The sequence below is a fragment of the Nocardiopsis quinghaiensis genome, from assembly GCF_008638365.1.
In the GTDB taxonomy this organism is placed as follows: domain Bacteria; phylum Actinomycetota; class Actinomycetes; order Streptosporangiales; family Streptosporangiaceae; genus Nocardiopsis; species Nocardiopsis quinghaiensis.
Genome location: NZ_VWVU01000031.1, coordinates 53220 through 72426 on the forward strand (window position 1 = coordinate 53220; position 19207 = coordinate 72426).

The 19207-nt window shown below is 71.8% G+C and carries 17 protein-coding genes; 13 read left to right on the top strand and 4 right to left on the bottom strand.

Annotated elements, in window-relative coordinates:
• Positions 1–115: 115 nt before the first annotated feature.
• Together FYX01_RS23235 and FYX01_RS23240 are read right to left on the bottom strand one after the other, a co-directional pair.
• Positions 116–289 (bottom strand): DUF397 domain-containing protein, encoded by a 174-nt coding sequence (locus tag FYX01_RS23235; RefSeq protein WP_150244993.1) that lies wholly within the window; start codon positions 287–289, stop codon positions 116–118.
• Positions 286–1059 (bottom strand): helix-turn-helix domain-containing protein, encoded by a 774-nt coding sequence (locus tag FYX01_RS23240; RefSeq protein ID WP_150244996.1) that lies wholly within the window; start codon positions 1057–1059, stop codon positions 286–288. The genes FYX01_RS23235 and FYX01_RS23240 overlap by 4 nt, the downstream gene beginning before the upstream one ends.
• Positions 1060–1463: 404 nt before the next feature.
• Between FYX01_RS23240 and FYX01_RS23245 the strand changes: the two genes are divergently transcribed.
• The 5 genes from FYX01_RS23245 (at position 1464) to FYX01_RS23265 (ending at position 6008) form a co-directional block, all read left to right on the top strand.
• The gene (locus FYX01_RS23245; RefSeq protein ID WP_150244999.1) at positions 1464–2417 is read left to right on the top strand and encodes a tetratricopeptide repeat protein; all 954 of its coding nucleotides are present in this window, start codon (positions 1464–1466) and stop codon (positions 2415–2417) included.
• A 182-nt stretch (positions 2418–2599) separates the two neighbouring features.
• Positions 2600–3364 carry a cytidylate kinase-like family protein gene (locus FYX01_RS23250; protein WP_150245003.1) on the top strand — a complete coding sequence of 255 codons (765 nt, stop codon included), beginning with the start codon at positions 2600–2602 and terminating at the stop codon, positions 3362–3364.
• Positions 3365–3638: 274 nt separating this feature from the next.
• Entirely contained in the window at positions 3639–5039 is a 1401-nt protein-coding gene (locus tag FYX01_RS23255) for an NAD-dependent malic enzyme (protein ID WP_150245006.1), read from the top strand.
• 76 nt (positions 5040–5115) lie between these two features.
• Entirely contained in the window at positions 5116–5697 is a 582-nt protein-coding gene (locus FYX01_RS23260; RefSeq protein WP_150245010.1) for a YqgE/AlgH family protein, read from the top strand.
• 65 nt (positions 5698–5762) lie between these two features.
• Entirely contained in the window at positions 5763–6008 is a 246-nt protein-coding gene (locus FYX01_RS23265) for a DUF3039 domain-containing protein (protein ID WP_150245014.1), read from the top strand.
• Between the two features lie 104 nt (positions 6009–6112).
• Here the strand turns inward: FYX01_RS23265 and FYX01_RS23270 are convergent, their stop codons facing one another.
• Positions 6113–8005 carry an HtaA domain-containing protein gene (locus tag FYX01_RS23270; RefSeq protein ID WP_150245017.1) on the bottom strand — a complete coding sequence of 631 codons (1893 nt, stop codon included), beginning with the start codon at positions 8003–8005 and terminating at the stop codon, positions 6113–6115.
• A 105-nt stretch (positions 8006–8110) separates the two neighbouring features.
• A complete protein-coding gene (locus tag FYX01_RS23275; RefSeq protein WP_317846088.1) occupies positions 8111–9466 on the bottom strand; it encodes a cell wall protein in 1356 nt (451 codons plus the stop codon).
• A gap of 312 nt (positions 9467–9778) precedes the next feature.
• On the opposite strand from FYX01_RS23275, the gene FYX01_RS23280 reads away from it, so the two are divergent.
• From FYX01_RS23280 to FYX01_RS23315, 8 genes are all read left to right on the top strand, one after another.
• Positions 9779–10915 carry a heme/hemin ABC transporter substrate-binding protein gene (locus tag FYX01_RS23280; RefSeq protein ID WP_150245023.1) on the top strand — a complete coding sequence of 379 codons (1137 nt, stop codon included), beginning with the start codon at positions 9779–9781 and terminating at the stop codon, positions 10913–10915.
• Between the two features lie 68 nt (positions 10916–10983).
• Positions 10984–12045, top strand: coding sequence for a FecCD family ABC transporter permease (locus FYX01_RS23285; protein ID WP_150245074.1), 1062 nt, complete (start codon positions 10984–10986; stop codon positions 12043–12045).
• Complete coding sequence (locus FYX01_RS23290) at positions 12042–12956, top strand: heme ABC transporter ATP-binding protein (RefSeq protein ID WP_150245027.1); 915 nt, start codon at positions 12042–12044, stop codon at positions 12954–12956. Before FYX01_RS23285 ends, FYX01_RS23290 begins: the two co-directional genes overlap by 4 nt.
• A 6-nt stretch (positions 12957–12962) precedes the next feature.
• A complete protein-coding gene (locus tag FYX01_RS23295) occupies positions 12963–13775 on the top strand; it encodes a class E sortase (protein WP_150245030.1) in 813 nt (270 codons plus the stop codon).
• A gap of 9 nt (positions 13776–13784) precedes the next feature.
• Positions 13785–14033: a hypothetical protein gene (locus tag FYX01_RS26360; protein ID WP_190394459.1), complete on the top strand. Its 249-nt coding sequence runs from the start codon at positions 13785–13787 to the stop codon at positions 14031–14033.
• A gap of 161 nt (positions 14034–14194) precedes the next feature.
• A complete protein-coding gene (locus tag FYX01_RS23305; protein WP_150245033.1) occupies positions 14195–15922 on the top strand; it encodes a DEAD/DEAH box helicase in 1728 nt (575 codons plus the stop codon).
• Between the two features lie 168 nt (positions 15923–16090).
• Positions 16091–17083 (top strand): zinc metalloprotease, encoded by a 993-nt coding sequence (locus tag FYX01_RS23310; protein WP_150245077.1) that lies wholly within the window; start codon positions 16091–16093, stop codon positions 17081–17083.
• Positions 17084–17238: 155 nt separating this feature from the next.
• On the top strand, positions 17239–19182 hold the full coding sequence (locus FYX01_RS23315; RefSeq protein ID WP_150245036.1) for a glycoside hydrolase family 127 protein: 1944 nt from the start codon (positions 17239–17241) through the stop codon (positions 19180–19182).
• The last annotated feature ends 25 nt before the right edge of the window (positions 19183–19207 follow it).

The window sequence follows — 19207 nt, forward strand, 5'->3', positions numbered from 1 at the left end:
CACGGACGTGAGGACGTGTTCGGCGGGCGCCGCCCGCCGCGCGGCGGTGTGTGTCCGCCGCACACGCGTGAGGGCCCCGCCGGAGGACTTCCGGCGGGGCCCTCGTCCTGTCGGCTCAGACGGCGTCCGCGTGTGTGGTCAGGGACACCCACTGAACAAGGGGGAAGGACAGACAGCTCGAATCGGGATGGACGGAGTCGCGTACGTCCGTCCCGGTCTCGTGCTCACGTACCTCGACGCACTGTCCGCCCGTGCTGCTGTAGCTGGACTTGTGCCACTCACTGGTCACGTACTCAACCCCTTGAGGACCTGTACTGACTGCTCCGGGGGAAACGCGCTGCCGAGGGCGCGTTTCACCAGCTCAGACAGTCGGTCGAATCCGGTTCCTTCGTCATAGAGGACGTTACCGGAAACGTGGTCGCTGGAGGCGACCCGCGACCCGTCCACGAGGCGGCACAGCAGCAGCGGTGAGGTGATCCCGATCAGGGCCGAGCCCTCCGGCACGAGGTGGGTGCGGACCCTCCCGCTCCGGGCCAGTGAGACCAGGTGCGAGGCCTGTTCGCGCCGCACCTCGTCGGGGACACAGGTGAGCGCGCTGTGGGGGAACACCGCGACCACCTCGGGGTCGTTGCGCTCGCGCAGGCGCTCATAGCGGGCGCAGCGCATGGAGACGAGGTGGTCGATCTCGGACGGAGTGGCGAGCGGCTGCCCGTGCTCGAAGACGATCCGCGCGTAGCCGGGGGACTGCAGGAACCCGGGAACCAGGACGGGGGACAGGAACTCGATGTGGACCGCCTCCTCCTTCAGCTGCCAGAGGTCCCGCATCCACGTCGGGAGGGAGGAGCCGACGGTCTGCGTCTCCCAGACCTTCAACAGCCGGCCGGACGCTTGAAGGAGCTCGTCCAGCTTTTCCACATGGTCCCGTTTCGGGGTGTTTTCGCCGGATTCCCATCTGCAAAGGGACGAGGAGGACGTGCCGAGCCGGGCCGCCAACTGCCTCTGCGTGAGGCCTCGGAGATCACGCCACTTCGTGATCTGCGCGGGGAAGGGTTGCATCATGTCCCAGATCGTAACGACCGCATTGCGTCCGGGACCGCAACTTTGGGAATGGTTCGCAGATCCTCGCGGGACACGGCATCTGACTTGCAGACTGGGACTGTGAAGGACGGGGCTGTGGTGTTCCGTGATGCTCCGTAGTGCTCCGGGCGAACCCTGCGTGTGAGGCGACGGACAGCATTCCCCCAGCGGAGCGCACCGCTTCTGTCGCGACCCTCCTTCACACCTGCTGGTGACTGCTCCGGGTGCGCCGCAGTGAGAGTTTCCTTTCCCCGGGAGGGGCCTCAGGAGGGGCTGAGGCGAGGAAAGGGAAGGGCAGGGGCCCGGGAACGGGGGTCGGGCCCCTGCCCGACGGACAGATGTGGAACGCGGTCCGCTCCCGCCCGCGTATGCGGCAGGATGGAAGCATGCAGCCTTCGGACTTTTCACCGAACAGTGCCGTTGACCTCGGCGCGCGCAAGGCGGCCATGGAACGCGAGGCCAAGCAGCGTGCGGCGGAGTCGACGGGTCGATCCAATCCCTACGCCGTCAACGTCGACGAGTCCAACTTCCAGGCCCAGGTCCTGGAACGGTCCATGACCGCTCCGGTCGTGCTGGCCGTCCTCGTCGGCTGGTCGGAGCAGTCCAAACAGGTCGAGGACGCCCTGGACAAGCTCTCGGCGGCCTCCGGCGGCAACTGGTCCCTGGCCAAGGTCGACAGCGAGGCCAGCCCGCAGCTGGTCCAGGCCCTGCGGGTGTCCACGACCCCGATGATCGTCGTGGTCGTCCAGGGCCAGCTCCTGCCCGGCCCGGCGGGTCCGGCCACGGAGGAGCAGCTCACCGGCTGGCTCGTCGAGGCCTTCGCCGCGCTCAAGGAGCAGGGGGCGCTGCCCCAGGGCCACCCCGGCACCATCACCGGCGAGCCCGGCGCGGAGGGCGCCGTCCCCGACCAGTCCGAGGAGCCCCAGGCCCGTCCCGTGGACGTCGAGGCCGAGGAGGCCCTGAACCAGGGCGACTTCGCGGCGGCCGAGGCGGCCTACGCCAAGGCCGTGGAGGCCGACCCCGGCGACGCCGAGTCCAAGAACAAGCTCGCCCAGGTCCGCCTGTTCGGCCGCCTCCAGAACGTGGACCCGGACGCCGTCCGGCAGGCCGCCGCCGACCGGCCCGAGGACGTCGACGCCCAGATCACCGCCGCCGACGCCGACATGTACGGCGGCAAGTTCGAGGACGCCTTCGACCGCCTCATCACCACGGTCAGGAACACACGCGACGAGGACCGGAACCGGGCACGCGCCCACCTGCTGGAGCTGTTCGAGCTGCTGCCCCCGGGCGACCCGAGGATCGGCGCCGCCCGCCGCAAGCTCACCTCCGCGCTGTTCTGAGCCGGGGACGAAGGAAGAGGGAAGGGAACGGGGCGCCCACGGGAAACCGGCGGGCCGCCCCGTGGCCCCTCCGGGCGAAGGGCCCGGACACCCGTCCGCCCGCGGGATGGACGCGGCCCACGCGGGTACAACCCCGCCATGAGACGGGCCGACGGCCCGCACGGCGATCCGGCAGGTATCCCATGGTGATCGACGACACCCCCGGCGGGCACGGAGCGCCCGTGGTCACGGTCTCGGCCACCTACGGCGCGGGGGGCGGCGTCGTGGGACCGGCCGTCGCCGCGCGGCTCGGCGTCGCCTTCCTCGACCGCGCGATCCCCAGCGCGGTGGCCACCCAGATCGGCTGTTCCCTGGACGAGGTGCTCCAGCGCGACGACCGCGCGCCCGGCGGCTTCGAACGCCTGCTCTCCAGCGCGGCCCGTCTGCCCACCGTCACCCTCGGCAGTGTGGACACCGCCTTCATCGGCGTGACCAACGGCGAGGGCCGCCTCCTCCACGACCACGAGTTCGTGGAGCAGACCGAGCGGGTCATCGGGGAGGTCGCCCACAGCGGCGGTGTCGTCCTCGGCCGGGCCGGGGCCGCCGTCCTGGCGGACCACCCCACCGCCCTGCACGTGCGCCTGGACGGTGGCCGCCACGCGCGCCTGCGCCGTGCGCGGGCGCTGTGGGAGTCCGGTGGCCTGGCCGGGGGCGGCGGCCACGGCGGAGGGGAGGGCGAGCCCACCCTGCGCCTGCTCGACGACAACGACCGGGCCCGGGCCGCCTACGTGCGGCGCTTCTACCGGACCGATCCCGCCGACCCGCGCCACTACCACCTGGTCCTGGACGCGCTGTCGCTGTCGTTGGAGGCCTGCGCGGACCTCGTCGTGCGGGCCGCGAGCGACCGCTCCGCCCCTCCGGACGCCGACCCGGGTGTTGCCCGCCGCGGCACCTCGGAGCCGACATAAATTGTGCGATTTTTTACCAAAGCGGCAATTGTCACCTTGTACTGACGGTGGGCGCTTGACTCGGGTAAGGTAAGGCGACTCGGTTGCGGATCCGGATCGGCCCCCCGGAACCGGGTCCCGCGCACCGGTGGCCTGTGGTACCGCGTGCACCGGACACGCGACACCCCCGACGTTCGCACGCCCGGTGACGCCATGCCCGGCGACCGCCTCACCAGTGGGACCGCCCGCGTGCCCCACGGACGCACAACACCCAGCCAGAGCCAAGGAGCAACACGTGGCCACCCTTCCCAGCGTTTCCTACTCCATCACCGTCCGCCTCGAACTGGACGCTGGGGGCAGCGCGGTCGGCAGCCTCACCAACGCGGTGGAGCAGGTGGGCGGCATGGTCACCGCCCTGGACGTGGCCGCCGCCGGGCACGAGCGCATCCGCATCGACGTCACCTGCGCCGCACGCGACACCGAGCACGCACAGGCCATCGTCGACGCCCTGGGCACGGTCGAGGGCGTGGTCGTGCACAAGGTCAGCGACCGCACCTTCCTCATGCACCTGGGCGGCAAGATCGAGATGAAGTCCAAGGTGCCGCTGCGCAACCGCGACGAGCTCTCGATGGCCTACACCCCCGGTGTGGCCCGCGTGTCCCAGGCCATCGCCGCCAACAAGGACGACGCCCGCCGCCTGACCATCAAGCGCAACAGCGTCGCCGTGGTCACCGACGGCTCCGCGGTCCTGGGCCTGGGCAACATCGGCCCCGAGGCCGCCATGCCCGTCATGGAGGGCAAGGCGGCCCTGTTCAAACGCTTCGCCGACATCGACGCCTGGCCCATCGCCCTGGACACCCAGGACGTGGACGAGATCGTGCGCACCGTCCAGCTGCTCGCCCCCGGCTTCGGCGGCATCAACCTGGAGGACATCTCCGCGCCCCGCTGCTTCGAGGTCGAGGCCCGCCTGCGCGAGCTGCTCGACATCCCCGTCTTCCACGACGACCAGCACGGCACCGCCATCGTCGTGCTCGCCGCCCTGCGCAACGCGCTGCGCGTGGTGGGCAAGAAGCTCGGCGAGGTCCGCATCGCCATGTCCGGCGCGGGAGCGGCCGGTACCGCGATCCTCAAACTGCTCATGCACGCGGGGGCGCGCGACGTCATCGTCAGCGACGTCCACGGCGCCGTGCACACCGGCCGTGAGGACCTGGACCCCACCCTGCGGTGGATCGCGGAGAACACCAACCCGGGCGGCTACGACGGCGACCTGCGTGGCGCCGTGGCCGGAGCGGACGTGTTCATCGGGGTCTCGGCCCCCAACGTGCTCGGCGGCGAGGACATCGCCGAGATGAACGAGGACTCCATCATCTTCGCGCTCGCCAACCCCGACCCCGAGGTCGACCCGGACGTCGCGCACCTGCACGCCTCCGTCGTCGCCACCGGTCGCAGCGACTACCCCAACCAGATCAACAACGTGCTGGTCTTCCCCGGTGTCTTCCGCGGTCTGCTGGACGCCCAGAGCCGCGACGTCACCTCGGACATGATGGTCGCCGCCGCGGAGGCCCTGGCCGACGTCGTCACCGAGGACGAGCTGGGCCCGAACTACATCATCCCCAGCGTGTTCCACTCCGACCTGTCCAACCACGTGGCCACCGCCGTGCGCGAGGTCGCCGGACGGGCCGCCAAGGGCGGGTGACGCCCTCGGGGACTCGTCTCGGCAACGGCTCGGGGAACACCGTCGAATCGATGGCGGTTGCGGGTAGGTGTGGAGCATGGACCAGCCGACGATGATCGGGCGCCTCCTCGTGGCGGCCCCACTCCTCCAGGAGGACTCCTTCCGCCGCTCGGTGGTGTTCGTCGTGGACGACACCCCCGACGGCACCCTCGGGGTGATCCTCAACCGTCCCCTGGACATGTCCGTGGACGAGGTCGTCACCGACTGGGGCGCCTACGCGAGCGAACCGGCGGTGATGTTCTCCGGAGGGCCGGTCGGCGTCGGCTCCGGCATCGCCCTGGGGGCGGTGGGGCCGGACGAGCCGCCGCCCGGCTGGTCCCCCCTGGAGGGGCTGGACCCGCACCTGGGCCTGGACGGGCTCGGTGTGGTCGACCTCGACGGCCCTCCCCAGGTACTGGGCGGAGCACTCGGCGCGTTCCGCGTCTTCGCCGGCTACGCCGGATGGACCGGGGGACAGCTCGCCGGGGAGATCGACGAGGGAGCCTGGTACGTGGTCGACGCGGTCGCCGACGACGTCTTCACCACCGCTCCCGATGGCCTGTGGTCGCGGGTGCTGCGCCGTCAGGGCGGCGACATGGCACTGCTGTCCACCTACCCCGACGATCCCACCATGAACTGAGTCCGCCGTGGTGGGCCGCGACACCCTATACCGTGGAACACAGACGTCGAAAGGTGTGAGGCACTATGGCGATGGACATCCTCAACAAGGTCCTTCCGGACAGCGAAACCAAACCGGACATCTCCCATGACGACGGGGACCGCGAGCGGTTCGCCCACTACGTGCAGAAGGAGAAGATCACCCAGAGCGCCGTGACCGGTGATCCCGTGATCGCCCTGTGCGGCAAGGTGTGGGTGCCCCACCGGGACCCGAAGAAGTTCCCCGTGTGCCCCGACTGCAAGAGGACGTACGAGGAGATGACGAAGAAGTAGGGTCCCTCCCCGCGGCCCGTTCCACGGGTACGCCGCCCGGCGGCGGTACACGAAAAGGCCTTGACACACGGTGTGTGCCAAGGCCTTCGCGCTGTCGGGACCGGCTACGGAGCCTCGGGCTCCAGGGAGGAGCCGTCTCGGCGTCGGCGTGAGGCGTACACGGCCACACCGCCCGCACCGACGGCCACCGCCGCGGCGGCCAGCAGACCCGTCAGGGCCGTACCGGTGTTGGGCAGGCCGCCGTCCCCGTCCCCGTCGCCGGGGCCCGGAGCGGGGTCGCCGTCGCCGCTGCCGTCACCGCCACCGCCGGGGACCTGGGCGTCCTCGCCCACGCTCACGGTCAGGGTGAGCGGGTCCAGGGCCTCGCCGGTGGAATAGAAGTCCGCGAACGCGGGCACGCCCTCGGCGGCCAGCGAGGCGGGAATGGGATCCCAGCTCAGGACGTCGTCCTCAAGCGTGTACCCCACGTCGGCCAGGTCCAGTTCGGCGAAGGCCACGTCCTCGTAGGTGACGGACTCCCCGCCGCTCAGCGACTTGCTGGTCACGTCGGCGTGCAGCACGCCCGCGTCGCCGTCGATCTCCACCCGCGGGTCGCTGACCGTCATCATCAGGAGCGGGTCGGCTCCGTCATGGGCGTGGCCCTCGAAGGCCACGGTGCCCTCGAAGGAGATGTCGGCGACGGACTCGGACAGGTCTACCTCGCCGCTGCCGCCGGTGAAGGCGAACGTGCCGTCCTCGTTCCTGGTGGCCCCGTCCCGGGGCGTGATCGCGCCGTGCGCGATGCTGCCGGTGATGTAGTCGCGGAAGGACTCCTTCACTCCCCAGTCCGCGCGGCCGTTGTGGACGGTGAGCGGTTCCTCGGGTGCGTCGGGGTCGGTCGGCTCGCCGCCCGGATCGGTCGGCTCGTCGGTGGGCCCGTCCTCCGTCGCGAAGGAGACCGGTGTCCACACGTCCTGGTCGCGGTTGGCGATGTCGGTGTGGTCGTTGAAGACCGCGACGTAGCACTGCGTCTCGGCGCAGTCGTAGGCGGTGCCGTCCTTGCTGTAGGAGCCGGTCACCTGGACGTCGGTGCTGAAGGACCCGTCCTCGCCGGGGGCGTCGGCGCCGCGCAGCCACACCGCGCCGGTGTGGTGGCCGGGGTAGGAGTCCGCTGACTGCGGGGCGGCGGTCAGGGCCGCGTAGACGCCCTGGCCGGGTCGGAAGCCGGTGCCTTCGACGGTGACGGTGTCACCCGCGGGGTCCAGGTTCTCGGAGGGGACCACCGTGACCCCGGGGTCGTGTACCGGCTCGCCGGGGCCGCCCGGCTCGGTGACGTCGCCGATCCCGGCGGTGAAGGAGAGCGGGTCCATCGTGGCGCCCGCGGCGTAGAAGCCCGCGAACGGATCGACGGCGTCGGCGTGCAGGGCGCCGGCCTGGGAGGTGAAGACGATCTCCTCCTCTTCCACGGTGAGCTCGGCACCGGTCAGTTCGGTGACCGCGACCTGCCCGTACTCGATCAGGTCGCCGGGGGGCAGGCTCGGGTTGGCGCCCGCGAACTCGCGGCTGGTGACGTCGGCGTAGACCGTGGCGGTGTCGCCCTCGAACTCCACTCGGGGATCGGAGACGCGCACCTCCAGGACCGGGCCCTGGCCGTAGTCGTGGCCGGTGAAGACGACGGTTCCCTCGAAGCTCACGTCGCCGGAGGCGTCCTCCTTGGAGACCGAGCCCCCGGCGGTGGGGAAGTCGACGGTGCCGTCGGCCAGGACGGTCGCGCCGCCGGAGGCCTCGTAGCCACCGTGCGCGATCGGGCTGCCCACGTAGCCGCGGAAGGACTCCTTCACGCCCCAGGCGGCGGAGCCCCCGGTGAGGGGGAGTACCTCGTCGGCCGAGGCGGCCGGGGCCGCCGCCACGGCGAGCGTGCCGCCCAGTGCGGCCAGACCCGCGTAGGAGGTGAGGACGCGCAGCATCCGCCGGGCTTTGCCCGGTGCCGCGTATCCGCTTGTCGGGGTGGTGGTCATGGGATTCGTTGATCCAATCCGTGAGGGGATGGGGAGGCTTCCGGCCGGTGCCGGAAACGGATGGTGGGGCGCGTCCGCCGGGAGGGCACGGCGGACACCGAGCTGTCAGGCCGTGTCGGCGGGGAGGGGACGGGCGCGGCGGCGGGTGGCCGCCAGTGCGGCGGCACCGGTCAGGGTGGTGACCACGGCGGCCAGGACCAGTCCGTGCAGGGCGTCTCCGGTACGGGGCAGGCGGCCGTCTCCGCCGCCGGCCCCGGAGCCTGCGGAGTCCCCCGAGCCCCCGGTTCCGGTGCCGCCGGTGCCGCTGCCGGTGCCGCTGCTTCCCGAGCCGTCCCCGGAGCCGGAGCCGGAGCCGTCGCCTCCGGCGCCCTCGGCGAAGGAGACCGGGACGAATACGTCCTGGCTCCGATCGCTGGACCGGGTGTGGTCGTTGCGGGTGACCACCGCGCACTCCGCGCCGGAGCCGGTGCAGTCGGTGTTCTCGTCGCTGGCCTTCACCCGCAGGCGGACGCTGAACCCGCCGTCGGCACCGCCGCCGGTGTAGGGGACGGCCAGGCCCTCGCCGTAGGGCGGCGGGTTGCTGGAGACCCATGCCGACGAGTTGCCGGTGCCCTCCATGTCCACCCCGCCGATACACGGGCTGGGAGCCTGGTCGGGACCGGCGTGGCTGGTGTCGCACAGGGCCACGTAGATGCCCTTGGAGGTGTCGTATCCGGATCCGGTGACCGTGATCGTCTCTCCGTCCGGATCGAGTCCGCTGGTCCTGGAGACGTTCAGGGCGGGGTCGCCGGGCTCACGGGGCACAGGGGCCTGCGGAACGGCGGCTTGGGGCTGCGGCGGGGCCTGGGGCGCCGGCGCCGGCGCCGGGGCGGCGAAGGTCACGGGGACCTGTCCGACGACCGCGGCGGGGACGGCGGCACGGGGCACGGACGCGAGCGCGCTCGTTCCGGCTGCGGTGAAGAGGGCCGGGACGTCCTCGTCGACGGTGCCGGTGCCCCCGTCCTCCGGGCTCGCCCGGGTGCCGTCCTCGCCGGTGTCCTCCGGAGCGCGGCCGTCCTCCGCCGACGGCTCCGCCTCCTCCTCGGCCGGGGCGGGCCCGCTCTCGACGAGGCGGATCTCGAAGGGGACCCCGGCCGCGTCGAGGCCGGCGTCGGTGGCGAACCCGGTGCCGGTGGTCAGGGTGAGGGCGAAGGTGCCCTGGCCGTCGGCCCGAACGGTCACCGCGTTGCCGGTGTCGGCGACCGCCTCCGCGCCGCCGCTGCTCGCGGCCTCGGCCGGAACGGCCCAGGTCGTGGCCCGCAACAGGGAACCCGGATCGTGCCCGGTGCCGGTGACGGTGACGGTGTCGCCCTCGGGGTCGAGCTCCTCGGTCCGGTCGACGGTGGTGACACGGGGAAGGTCGGTTCCGGGAGCGGGGACGGGTTCGGCGAGCGCCGTCGTCGGTGCGTACAGGACCGCCATGACGGCGGTGAGTGCCAGGAACGGGAGGAGTACGTTTCGCCGCCCGTGCCTCGGGTGGGGAGAAACCGCTGTTTGCATCAGGGGCCTTCGCGTTCGTGCGGATTCGGTCGGACCGCCCGCGAGAAGGGGGGAGTTGACTTAGGCTATGCTTGCCTTTGTTAAGTGAGGCTTGCCTAAGGTCAGGTCCGTGTCGAAACAGTTGAGCACCGACTCCTCTGACTTGTCAAGATGATGACGAGGTGTCATAAAAGTGTCCCGCCGCACCCGCTCCCGGAGGGCACTCCGGCACACGGACCCACGAAAGCGACCGCCATGCTCCGCACCGGCCCCCGGCCCCCCTTGGGTGACCCCCGACGAGCCCCCCGGACCACCCCGCTCCGTCCCGCCGCGATACGCGTCTCCGCCGTGGCCTGCGCTTTCGCCCTGGCCCTGGCCGGATGTACCGGAGGCGGCGCCGGAGGACACCGGGATCCGGTGTCCTCCGGCGCCGGCGCGACCGGCATCCCCGACCTCTCCGAGAACCGCCTCCAGGTCCTGGAAGCGGACACCGAGCCCAGCCTCCCCGTCACCGTCGACTCGGTGACATTGGACCCGTACCGCACCAGTTCCGACCCCCTGGAGTACGAGGAGGTCGAGGTCACCGACGTCAGCCGCGTCCTTCCGCTCACCGGGAGCCTCGCCGAGATCGTCTTCACCCTCGGGTTGGGGGACAACGTCGTGGGCCGCGACGTCGGCGCCACCTTCGGGGAGGCCGCCGACCTGCCCACGGTCAGCGAGGGCCACGAGGTCTCGGCGGAGAGCGCACTCTCACTGGGGCCCACGGTCGTGCTCGCCGACACCCAGACCGGTCCGCCCGAGGCCCTCGAACAGATCCAGCGTTCCGGTGTCCCCGTGGTCGTCGTCGAGGAGGCCTGGTCCGTCGACGGGATGTACGCGCGCTTCGAGCGCGTGGCCGAGGCGCTCGGTGTTCCGTCCAGCGGCACGGCCCTGGCGGAGCGGACCCGGGAACAGATGGCCCGGGTCCGCTCCGACTCCACCGAGGTCAGCGGCGCTCCCCTCGTCGCCTTCCTCTACCTGCGCGGTACCGCGGGGGTCTACCTCCTCGGTGGACCGGGGTCCGGAGCCGACGCCCTGCTCGCCGAGGTCGGTGCACGCGACGCCGGGGCGGAGATGGGGCTGAGCACACCCTTCACACCCATCACCACCGAGGCCCTCATCGCGGCCCAGCCCGATGTGATCCTCGTCATGACCAAGGGGCTGGATTCCGTCGGCGGTGTCGACGGACTCATGGAGATCCCCGGAGTGGCCCAGACCCCGGCCGGGGCCGAGCGGGCCGTCATCGACTTCGAGGACGGCGTCCTGCTCAACTTCGGCCCCCGAACCCCGCAGGTCATCGCCGCGCTCGCCGAGGAACTCGCCACCGTGCGCGCCCCGGAGGCAGGGCAGTGACCGCCCCGTCCGGGGCCGCCGACGACCGCGGGGGCTCCGGAGCGGAAGCCGGAGGGCGCGGCGTCCGAGTGCCGGCCACGGGCCGTCGAGGGGCCCTGCGCCGTCTGCGCGCCGCTCTGCTGCTGACCGGACTGGCCTGCGGACTCGTCATGGTCTCCGTGGTCGCGGCCGGTGTCGGCGCCTACCCCATTCCCGCTGGGCAGGTGGCCGCTTCCATCCTGCACGCCCTGGGCCTGGAGGTGGGGACCCCGCCCGACCAGATCGCCCACACCGTGCTGTGGGACGTACGGCTGCCCCGTGTCGTGCTCGCCGTCATGGTGGGTGCCGCCCTGGGCAGCGCGGGCGCCATGATGCAGGGCGTCTTCGGAAACCCCCTCGCCGAGCCCGGTGTCATCGGTGTCTCCTCGGGCGCGGCCGTCGGCGCGATCGTGGTCATCTTCACCGGCCTGACCGTCCTCGGCCACTGGACGATCATCGCCTCGTCCTTCGTGTTCGGTCTGGCCACCACGCTGTTCGTGTACGTGTTCGCGCGCTCGCGCGGGCGGACCGAGGTGGTCACCCTGCTGCTCACCGGTATCGCCGTCAACGCCGTCGCCGGTGCGGCCATCGGCCTGATGACCAACTTCTCCCAGGACGCCGAGATCCAGACCATCACCTTCTGGCAGCTCGGCAGCGTCTCGACCGCCACCTGGTCCAAGGTCGCCGCCATCACCCCGTGCCTGTTGCTGGGGCTGGCCGTCATCCCTTTCTACGCGCGTCGTCTGGACCTGCTCGCCCTCGGCGAGGGTCCCGCGCGCCACCTGGGCGTGGACGTCGAACGCATGCGCCTGGTGATCATCGGTGCCATGGCGCTGCTGACCTCGGCCGCGGTCGCCTTCGCCGGGATCGTCGCGTTCATCGGCCTGGTCGTTCCGCACATCATCCGTATGGTGAGCGGACCCGGCCACCGTGTCCTGCTCCCCGCCGGCGCGCTGGGCGGCGGCCTGCTCCTGCTCGCCGCCGACCTGCTCGCCCGCACCGTCGCCGCTCCCGTCGAGATCCCCCTGGGCGTGGTCACCGCCGCCCTGGGCGGACCGTTCTTCTTCTACCTGCTCCACCGCACCCGAGTCCGGCAAGGAGGCTGGTCGTGAACGCCCTCGCCAGGTTGCGGCGGAGGGTCGCCTCCGCCGTCGCGCCCCTGTCCCGAGCCCCTGCCCGGCCCGAGTGCTCTCCACCGGGCAGTGTGGTCATGAGCGCCGAGGGGATCACCGTCCGCCGGGGAGGCCGCCCCATCCTGGACGGGGTGGATCTCACGGTCCGCTCCGGGGAGCTGCTGGCGCTGGTGGGACCCAACGGCGCGGGCAAGTCCACCCTGCTCGCCGCCCTGTCCGGGGATACCGCAGGAGCGTCCGGCAGGGGAGAGGCCGACGAGGGCACCGTGTACCTGTCCGGTCGGGCGCTCACCGAGTGGACCCCGCCCGAGCTGGCGCTGCGCCGGGCGGTCCTGCCGCAGGAGGCGACGGTCAGCTTCCCCTTCCCGGCCGCCGAGCTCGTCGCCATGGGCCGGGCGCCCTGGGCGGGGGCGGGCGCTCCGGACGACGGCGCCGCCACCGCGGCCGCGATGGAGAGCACGGGGGTGGCCCACCTCGCCGACCGGCGCTTCCCCACACTGTCGGGGGGAGAGCGGGCGAGGGTGATGCTCGCCCGCGTCCTGGCCCAGGACACCCAGCTGCTCCTGTTGGACGAGCCGACCGCCGCGCTGGACCTTCGGCACCAGGCACTCGTCCTGGATGTGGTTTCCCGACTCACCGAGCGCGGTGGTGCGGTTATCGTGGTCCTGCACGATTTGGGGCTTGCGGCAGCCTACGCCCATCGTGTGGCGATACTCTCCGGAGGGCGGGTCGCCGCACAGGGCACCCCCGCCGACGTGTTCACAGCGTCGCTGCTCAGCTCCGTCTACCAGCACGAGGTCGAAGTCCTACCGCACCCGCGTACCGGGGTTCCGCTGGTCGTACCCCTTTCGGCAGGTGTCCGGTGCGCGCGGAAGCTTCCACAGAAGTAGGTCGTATTGGTGTCCACAACTGAACGGCAGTTCCACGAGGGTTCCCGCTCCGAGGGCGGGAAGGGGCGCGGGCGTCGGGCTTCGGGCGGTCGGCGCCGCCGTGCCCGAAGGGCCGGGGCCACACCCGGCGACGTCGTACGCGGCGTCGTCCGGTTCTTCGGCGAGGTCATGCTGACCGCCGGCCTGCTCATGCTCTTCTACGCGTCCTACGAGGTCTACGGCTCCCAGTGGGAGACCGACCGCGAGCAGCAGGACCTGGTCCAGGGCCTGGAGGAGACATGGGCCGCCGACAGCGCCGCCGAGGAGGCGGGGCCGGACTCCGAGCCGCTTCCGGGCAGCGCGGACAGCCGCCTGTACATGCCGTCCCTGGACCTGGACTGGGTGGTGGTCAACGGCACCACGCCGGATGACATCCGCTACAGCCCGGGCCACTACACCGAGTACTCCAGCGGTCCCGGCGACGAGGGCAACTACGCGGTGGCCGCCCACCGCACCCCCGGCCTGTTCTGGGACCTGGACCTGCTGGAGGACGGCGACGTCATGGTCCTGGAGGACGGTGAGAACTTCTACACCTACGAGGTCTTCCGGGAGGAGACGGTGCTGCCCACCGACGTGTGGGTGGTCGAGCCCGACCCGTTCGACGAGGCCACCGACGAGGAGCCCGGGCGGTCCCTGCTCACCCTCACCACATGCGCGCCCAAGCTCAACAACACGCACCGCCTCATCGTCTGGGCGGAACTGGCGGAGACCACACCCAAGTCCGAGGGGATGCCCGACACGATCGAGCACATGGCACCCCAAGCCGACGAGGACGAGTGAGGAACGCGAATGTACGGTCTGATCTGGCGTGTCCTGCCCGGCCCCTGGGCCTCCAAGTTCATCATGGCGGTCGGCCTGCTGGCGGGCGCGGCCGTGCTGCTGTGGCTCTTCGCCTTCCCGGCGATCTCCCCGCACATGCCCTTCAACGACGGCGCCGTCGACATCGAGGGCGCCGGGGGCTCCGGCGAGGGTGGCGGGGAGGGTGCCGTCGAAGGGACCGGGACCGGGGAGGAAGGGTCCTCCGGGGAACCGGAGTAGGCGACGCCTTCCGAGGGGGAGGGGGTTCCCGGGGACGGGGGCCGACGGCCTCGGACCGGACGGGGACACGCCATGCGCGCGGCGCCGCCGGCCGGTATCCCGGACCGGTCCGCCGTGCCCGCTAACCTCTTGCAGGTGAGCAATGGGGGACGGTTCGAAGCATGACGGTGACGCAGACCACGACGGAGGATCGGCTTCGGGGCCTTCGCGCCTGGCAGCGGGAGGCGTACGAGGAGTACTTCCGCCGGGAACCACGCGACTTCCTCGCGGTGGCGACTCCCGGCGCGGGCAAGACCACCTTCGCCCTCACCCTGGCCGGCGAACTCCTCCAGCGGTACGCGGTGCGCGCCATCACCATCGTGTGCCCCACCGAGCACCTGAAGAAGCAGTGGGCCGAGGCCGCCGCCCGGTTCGGCATCGCCATCGACCCGGACTTTCGCAACGGGCAGGGCGCGCTGGGCCGCCAGTACGTCGGTGCGGCGGTCACCTACGCCCAGGTGGCCGCCCATCCGATGCTGCACCGCAACCGCACCGAGGCGCGCAAGACCCTCGTCATCTTCGACGAGGTGCACCACGCCGGCGACGCCCTGTCCTGGGGTGACGCGGCGCGCGAGGCCTTCGATCCGGCGAGCAGACGGCTCTCCCTCACCGGGACCCCCTTCCGCTCCGACATCAACCCCATCCCGTTCGTGGACTACGTGCAGGACGCCGCCGGGGTGCGCCGCTGTTCCTGGGACTACAGCTACGGCTACGGTCCCGCCCTGGACGACGGCGTCGTGCGCCCGGTCATCTTCATGGCCTACTCCGGCGAGATGCGCTGGCGCACCCGCGCGGGTGACGAGCTGGCCGCCCGGCTCGGCGAGCCCCTCACCCAGGACGCCCTGTCCCAGGCCTGGCGCGCGGCCCTGGACCCCAAGGGCGACTGGATCAAACGGGTGCTCCATGCCGCCGACCGCCGCCTGACGGAGGTCCGCAAGACCCATCCGGACGCGGGCGGGCTGGTCATCGCCAGCGACCACGAGAACGCCCGCGCCTACTCGCGCATCCTGCGGCAGATCACCGGCAAGGGCGCCACCGTCGTCCTCTCCGACGACCCCACCGCGTCCAGGAAGATCTCCCGGTTCGCCGCGGGCGACGACCGCTGGATGGTCGCCGTGCGCATGGTCTCCGAGGGCGTGGACGTGCCCCGGCTGATGGTCGGGGTGTACGCCACCTCCACCAGCACCGCCCTGTTCTTCGCCCAGGCCATCGGCCGTTTCGTGCGTGTGCGCCAGCGCGGCGAGGTCGCCTCGGTGTTCCTGCCCTCGGTGCCGACCCTGCTGGAGTACGCGGGCGAGATGGAGCGCGAGCGCGACCACGTACTCGACCGGACGCCGGCCGAGGGCGACGAGTACCCGGAGGAGGACCTCCTCAAGGAGGCCAACAAGAAGCGGGACACTCCCGACGCGGGGGAGGAACTGCCCTTCGAGACCATGGAGTCGGCGGCGGAGTTCGACCGCGCCCTCTACGACGGCGCCGAGTACGGAGGCGCACCGGGGTCCACCGAGGAGGAGGACTTCCTGGGACTGCCCGGCCTGCTCGACCCCCAGCAGGTCTCCCAGCTCCTGCGCAAGCGCAAGGCCGACATGCAGGCCAGCGAGATCAGGTCCAGGAAGAAGAAGGAGGAGCCCGCCGAGGAGGAGGGCCCCACCCACCAGGTCCTGGCCGACCTGCGCCGCGAGCTGAGCGGGCTGGTGGGCGCCTGGCACCACCGGACCGGAAAGCCGCACGGGGTGATTCACAACGAGCTGCGCCGCGCCTGCGGCGGCCCCCCGGTCGCGCAGGCCTCCCCGGACCAGATCCGTGAGCGCATCGCCAAGATCCGGGTCTGGGCCGTCGGCGGCCGTTAGGGCGTGTCCGGCGGACACACGCCGGTGGACTTCTTCCGCCAAATCGGGCAAACACTTCGTAAGTTCGCGCCACGGTCATAAGCGCATTGTATCAACTCAATTACGTTGCGCTATATGAGTGGACAAAGCCCTCGCGGCGGGTCAGCCGCGCTCTGGACCGGACTGCTGATGTGCGGGTTCGCCCTGACCGGCGTGGTCGCGGCCACCGCACCCGACTCCTCCGAACACCACGCCCAACGGGTGGAGAACGCCGTCCCGTTCGAGGAGTGCCTCCCCGGTACGGAGGCACGGGTGACCGACCCCGACGGGGAGGGGCGCCCTCCCGGGAGAGGTGAGCTGACCCCGCGGCAGGCCGCCCGCTACCACGAGCGGCTGCGCGAGGAACTCGTGCCCCTGCGTGGCCAGGAACTCCAGCCGCCGCAGACCGTCCCGGTGGTGGTACACGTCATCTCCGCCGAGGACGGACGCGGCGACGTCAGCGACGAACGCGTCCAGAGGCAGATCGACGTCCTCAACGCCGCCTACAGCGGCAGCCGGGCCGACGCGGCGGCCCGATCCGCCGGAGGCGCGGAGCCGGCCGCGGAGGTGGGGGCCGCCGACACCGGTTTCCGGTTCGAGCTGACCGAGACCACCCGCACGGTCGACGACGACTGGTTCACCGGCTTCGACGAGCACCGCGACACCATCCGCGCGAAACTGCGCCGGGGCGGCGCCGGGACCCTCAACATCTACACCGCGGACCTGGGCCCCGGCCTGCTCGGCTACTCCACCTTTCCCCAGGACTACGAGGAGAACCCCGACCAGGACGGCGTGGTGGTCGCCCACGACACCCTGCCCGGGGGTGACCGCGAACAGTTCAACCTCGGCCACACCAGCACACACGAGATCGGCCACTGGCTCGGGCTCTTCCACACCTTCCAGAACGGCTGCACCGCCCCCGGAGACTACGTGGACGACACGCCGTACGAGCGCGAGGCCGCCTCCGGCTGCCCCGAGGGCCGTGACACCTGCCCCGAAAAGGAGGGCGAGGACCCCGTCACCAACTTCATGAACTACAGCGACGACGCCTGCATGACCCACTTCACCGCGGACCAGGGCAAGCGCATGGTCGAGCACTGGGCGGCCTTCCGCGACGGGTCCTCCCAGGCCGGGGCGGACTGACCCGCGCCGTCCCCGGTGGGGTCCGGCCCCACCGGGGACGGCGAGTCGGCCGCCGTGCCGGCGCCCGGGTGTGACCTGTTCCTCACTCGGGGGTTGACGGGTCCTGTGTTAGCGCTAACAATGAATGCGGCCGACGCCCGACCCGAGGAGCGCGTGTGACCCCCCACGAGACCGCCGTCCCGACCGATCCCACGGGCGGGCGCCCGGTCGTCCCGTCCCGGAGCCGTCACCGTCCGCTCGGCCTCGGCGAGATCGCCCTGGGGCCCGGATTCTGGGGAACGCGGCAAAGGACCAACGCCTCCGCGACGCTCCGGCACTGCGAGCTCTGGATGGAACGGCTGGGCTGGCTGGCCAACTTCGACCGCGTCGCCCAGGACGCGACGGGCCCGGACCGCCCCGGCTGGTGCTTCTCCGACTCCGAGGTCTACAAGCTTCTCGAGGCCCTGTCCTGGGAGTACGGGAGTACCGGCCGCCCCGAGGCGGACGAGGCCGTACGCCGGATCACCGAGCGCGTCGGCCGTGCCCAGGACGACGACGGCTACCTCAACACGTGCTACGGGCACGGGAACCAGCCGCCTCGGTACGGCGACTTCGAGACCGGGCACGAGCTGTACTGCACCGGGCACCTGCTGCAGGCGGCGGTGGCCAGGGCGCGTACCACGGGACCGGACGCGCTGGTGGAGATCGCCCGCAGGGCCGCCGACCACGTCTGCGACACGTTCGGCACGGGCGGCACGGAAGCCGTCTGCGGACATCCGGAGATCGAGGTGGGCCTGGTGGAACTGGGCCGCGCGCTCGGCGAGGAACGCTACGTCGAACAGGCCCGGCTCTTCCTCGACCGGCGCGGACACGGCACTCTGCGCGGGGAGCGGGTACCCCTGGGCAGCGCCTACTTCCAGGACGACGTGCCGGTCCGTGCCGCACACGCCTGGCGCGGGCACGTCGTTCGCGCCCTCTACCTCTCGGCGGCGGCCGTGGACGTGGCGGACGAGCACGGCGACCGGGAACTGCTCACGGCCGTCGAACGCCAGTGGGAGCACTCGGTGGCCCGGCGCACCCACATCACCGGCGGCATGGGCTCACGCCACCAGGACGAGGGCTTCGGCGAGGACTGGGAGCTCCCGGCGGACCGCGCCTACTGCGAGAGCTGCGCGGGCGTCGCCTCCATCATGGTGTCGTGGCGGCTGTACCTGTCCACCGGGGACACGCGCTACGCCGACCTGATGGAGCGGACGTTCCTCAACGTGGTGGCGACCGCGCCGAGCGCCGACGGCCGGGCGTTCTTCTACGCCAACCCCCTGCACCAGCGTGTCGCGGCGGGCGCGCCGGACCCCGACACCGTCAGCCCACGCGCGGAGAGCGGCGTTCGGGCCCCCTGGTTCGACGTGTCGTGCTGCCCCACGAACCTCGCGCGCACGCTGGCCACATGGCACACCTACGCCGCCAGTGCCGGGGACGGAGGACTGACCCTTCTGCAGTACGCCACAGCGCGGATCGTCGCGGCGCTGGACGACGGCCGGGTCCTCGGAGTGGAGGTCGAGACCGACTACCCGGGCGACGGTCTCGTCACCGTCCGCGTCACGGACCCGCCACCGGGGAGGACGGCCCTGCGGCTGCGTGTGCCGTCGTGGGCCGGGGGCGCTGTGCTGGAGGAGGGCGGGAGACGCCGGACCGTCCCACCCGGTGTGGCGGTCGTCGACCGGGAGTTCGCCAGCGGCGAGGAGGTCCGCCTCCGCCTTCCGATGGAACCGCGCCTCACCTGGCCGGATCACCGGATCGACGCCGTCCGCGGCTGCGTGGCCGTGGAACGGGGACCCCTGGTGTACTGCGCGGAGTCGATCGACCTGCCCACGGGCGTCGACCTCGACGACGTCCTGGTCGACCCCTCCGTCGCCCCCGTCGACCGGGGCGGACGGGTACTGGTTCGCGGGACGGTCGGACCGGTCCGTGCCACCGGTCGCGACTGGCCGTACGGCGGAGCGGCCGAGGGGAGAGGCGACGGCGACGCGGTCGGCCTCACACTGTCCCCGTACCACCAGTGGGCCGAACGCGGACCGACCACCATGCGCGTCTGGCTGCCCGCGCACCTCCGTGGCTGAGGGCGCCGCCTCCCATGGAGCGGTG

Excerpts from the sequence above, each read along its gene's own strand:
- FYX01_RS23260 (WP_150245010.1), top strand. The coding sequence starts at position 5,116 with ATGGACCAGCCGACGATGATCGGGCGCCTCCTCGTGGCGGCCCCACTC.
- FYX01_RS23280 (WP_150245023.1), top strand. The coding sequence starts at position 9,779 with ATGCTCCGCACCGGCCCCCGGCCCCCCTTGGGTGACCCCCGACGAGCC.
- FYX01_RS23310 (WP_150245077.1), top strand. The coding sequence starts at position 16,091 with ATGTGCGGGTTCGCCCTGACCGGCGTGGTCGCGGCCACCGCACCCGAC.
- FYX01_RS23275 (WP_317846088.1), bottom strand. The coding sequence starts at position 9,466 with ATGGCGGTCCTGTACGCACCGACGACGGCGCTCGCCGAACCCGTCCCC.
- FYX01_RS23250 (WP_150245003.1), top strand. The coding sequence starts at position 2,600 with ATGGTGATCGACGACACCCCCGGCGGGCACGGAGCGCCCGTGGTCACG.
- FYX01_RS23265 (WP_150245014.1), top strand. The coding sequence starts at position 5,763 with ATGGCGATGGACATCCTCAACAAGGTCCTTCCGGACAGCGAAACCAAA.
- FYX01_RS26360 (WP_190394459.1), top strand. The coding sequence starts at position 13,785 with ATGTACGGTCTGATCTGGCGTGTCCTGCCCGGCCCCTGGGCCTCCAAG.
- FYX01_RS23245 (WP_150244999.1), top strand. The coding sequence starts at position 1,464 with ATGCAGCCTTCGGACTTTTCACCGAACAGTGCCGTTGACCTCGGCGCG.
- FYX01_RS23240 (WP_150244996.1), bottom strand. The coding sequence starts at position 1,059 with ATGATGCAACCCTTCCCCGCGCAGATCACGAAGTGGCGTGATCTCCGA.
- FYX01_RS23270 (WP_150245017.1), bottom strand. The coding sequence starts at position 8,005 with ATGACCACCACCCCGACAAGCGGATACGCGGCACCGGGCAAAGCCCGG.
- FYX01_RS23305 (WP_150245033.1), top strand. The coding sequence starts at position 14,195 with ATGACGGTGACGCAGACCACGACGGAGGATCGGCTTCGGGGCCTTCGC.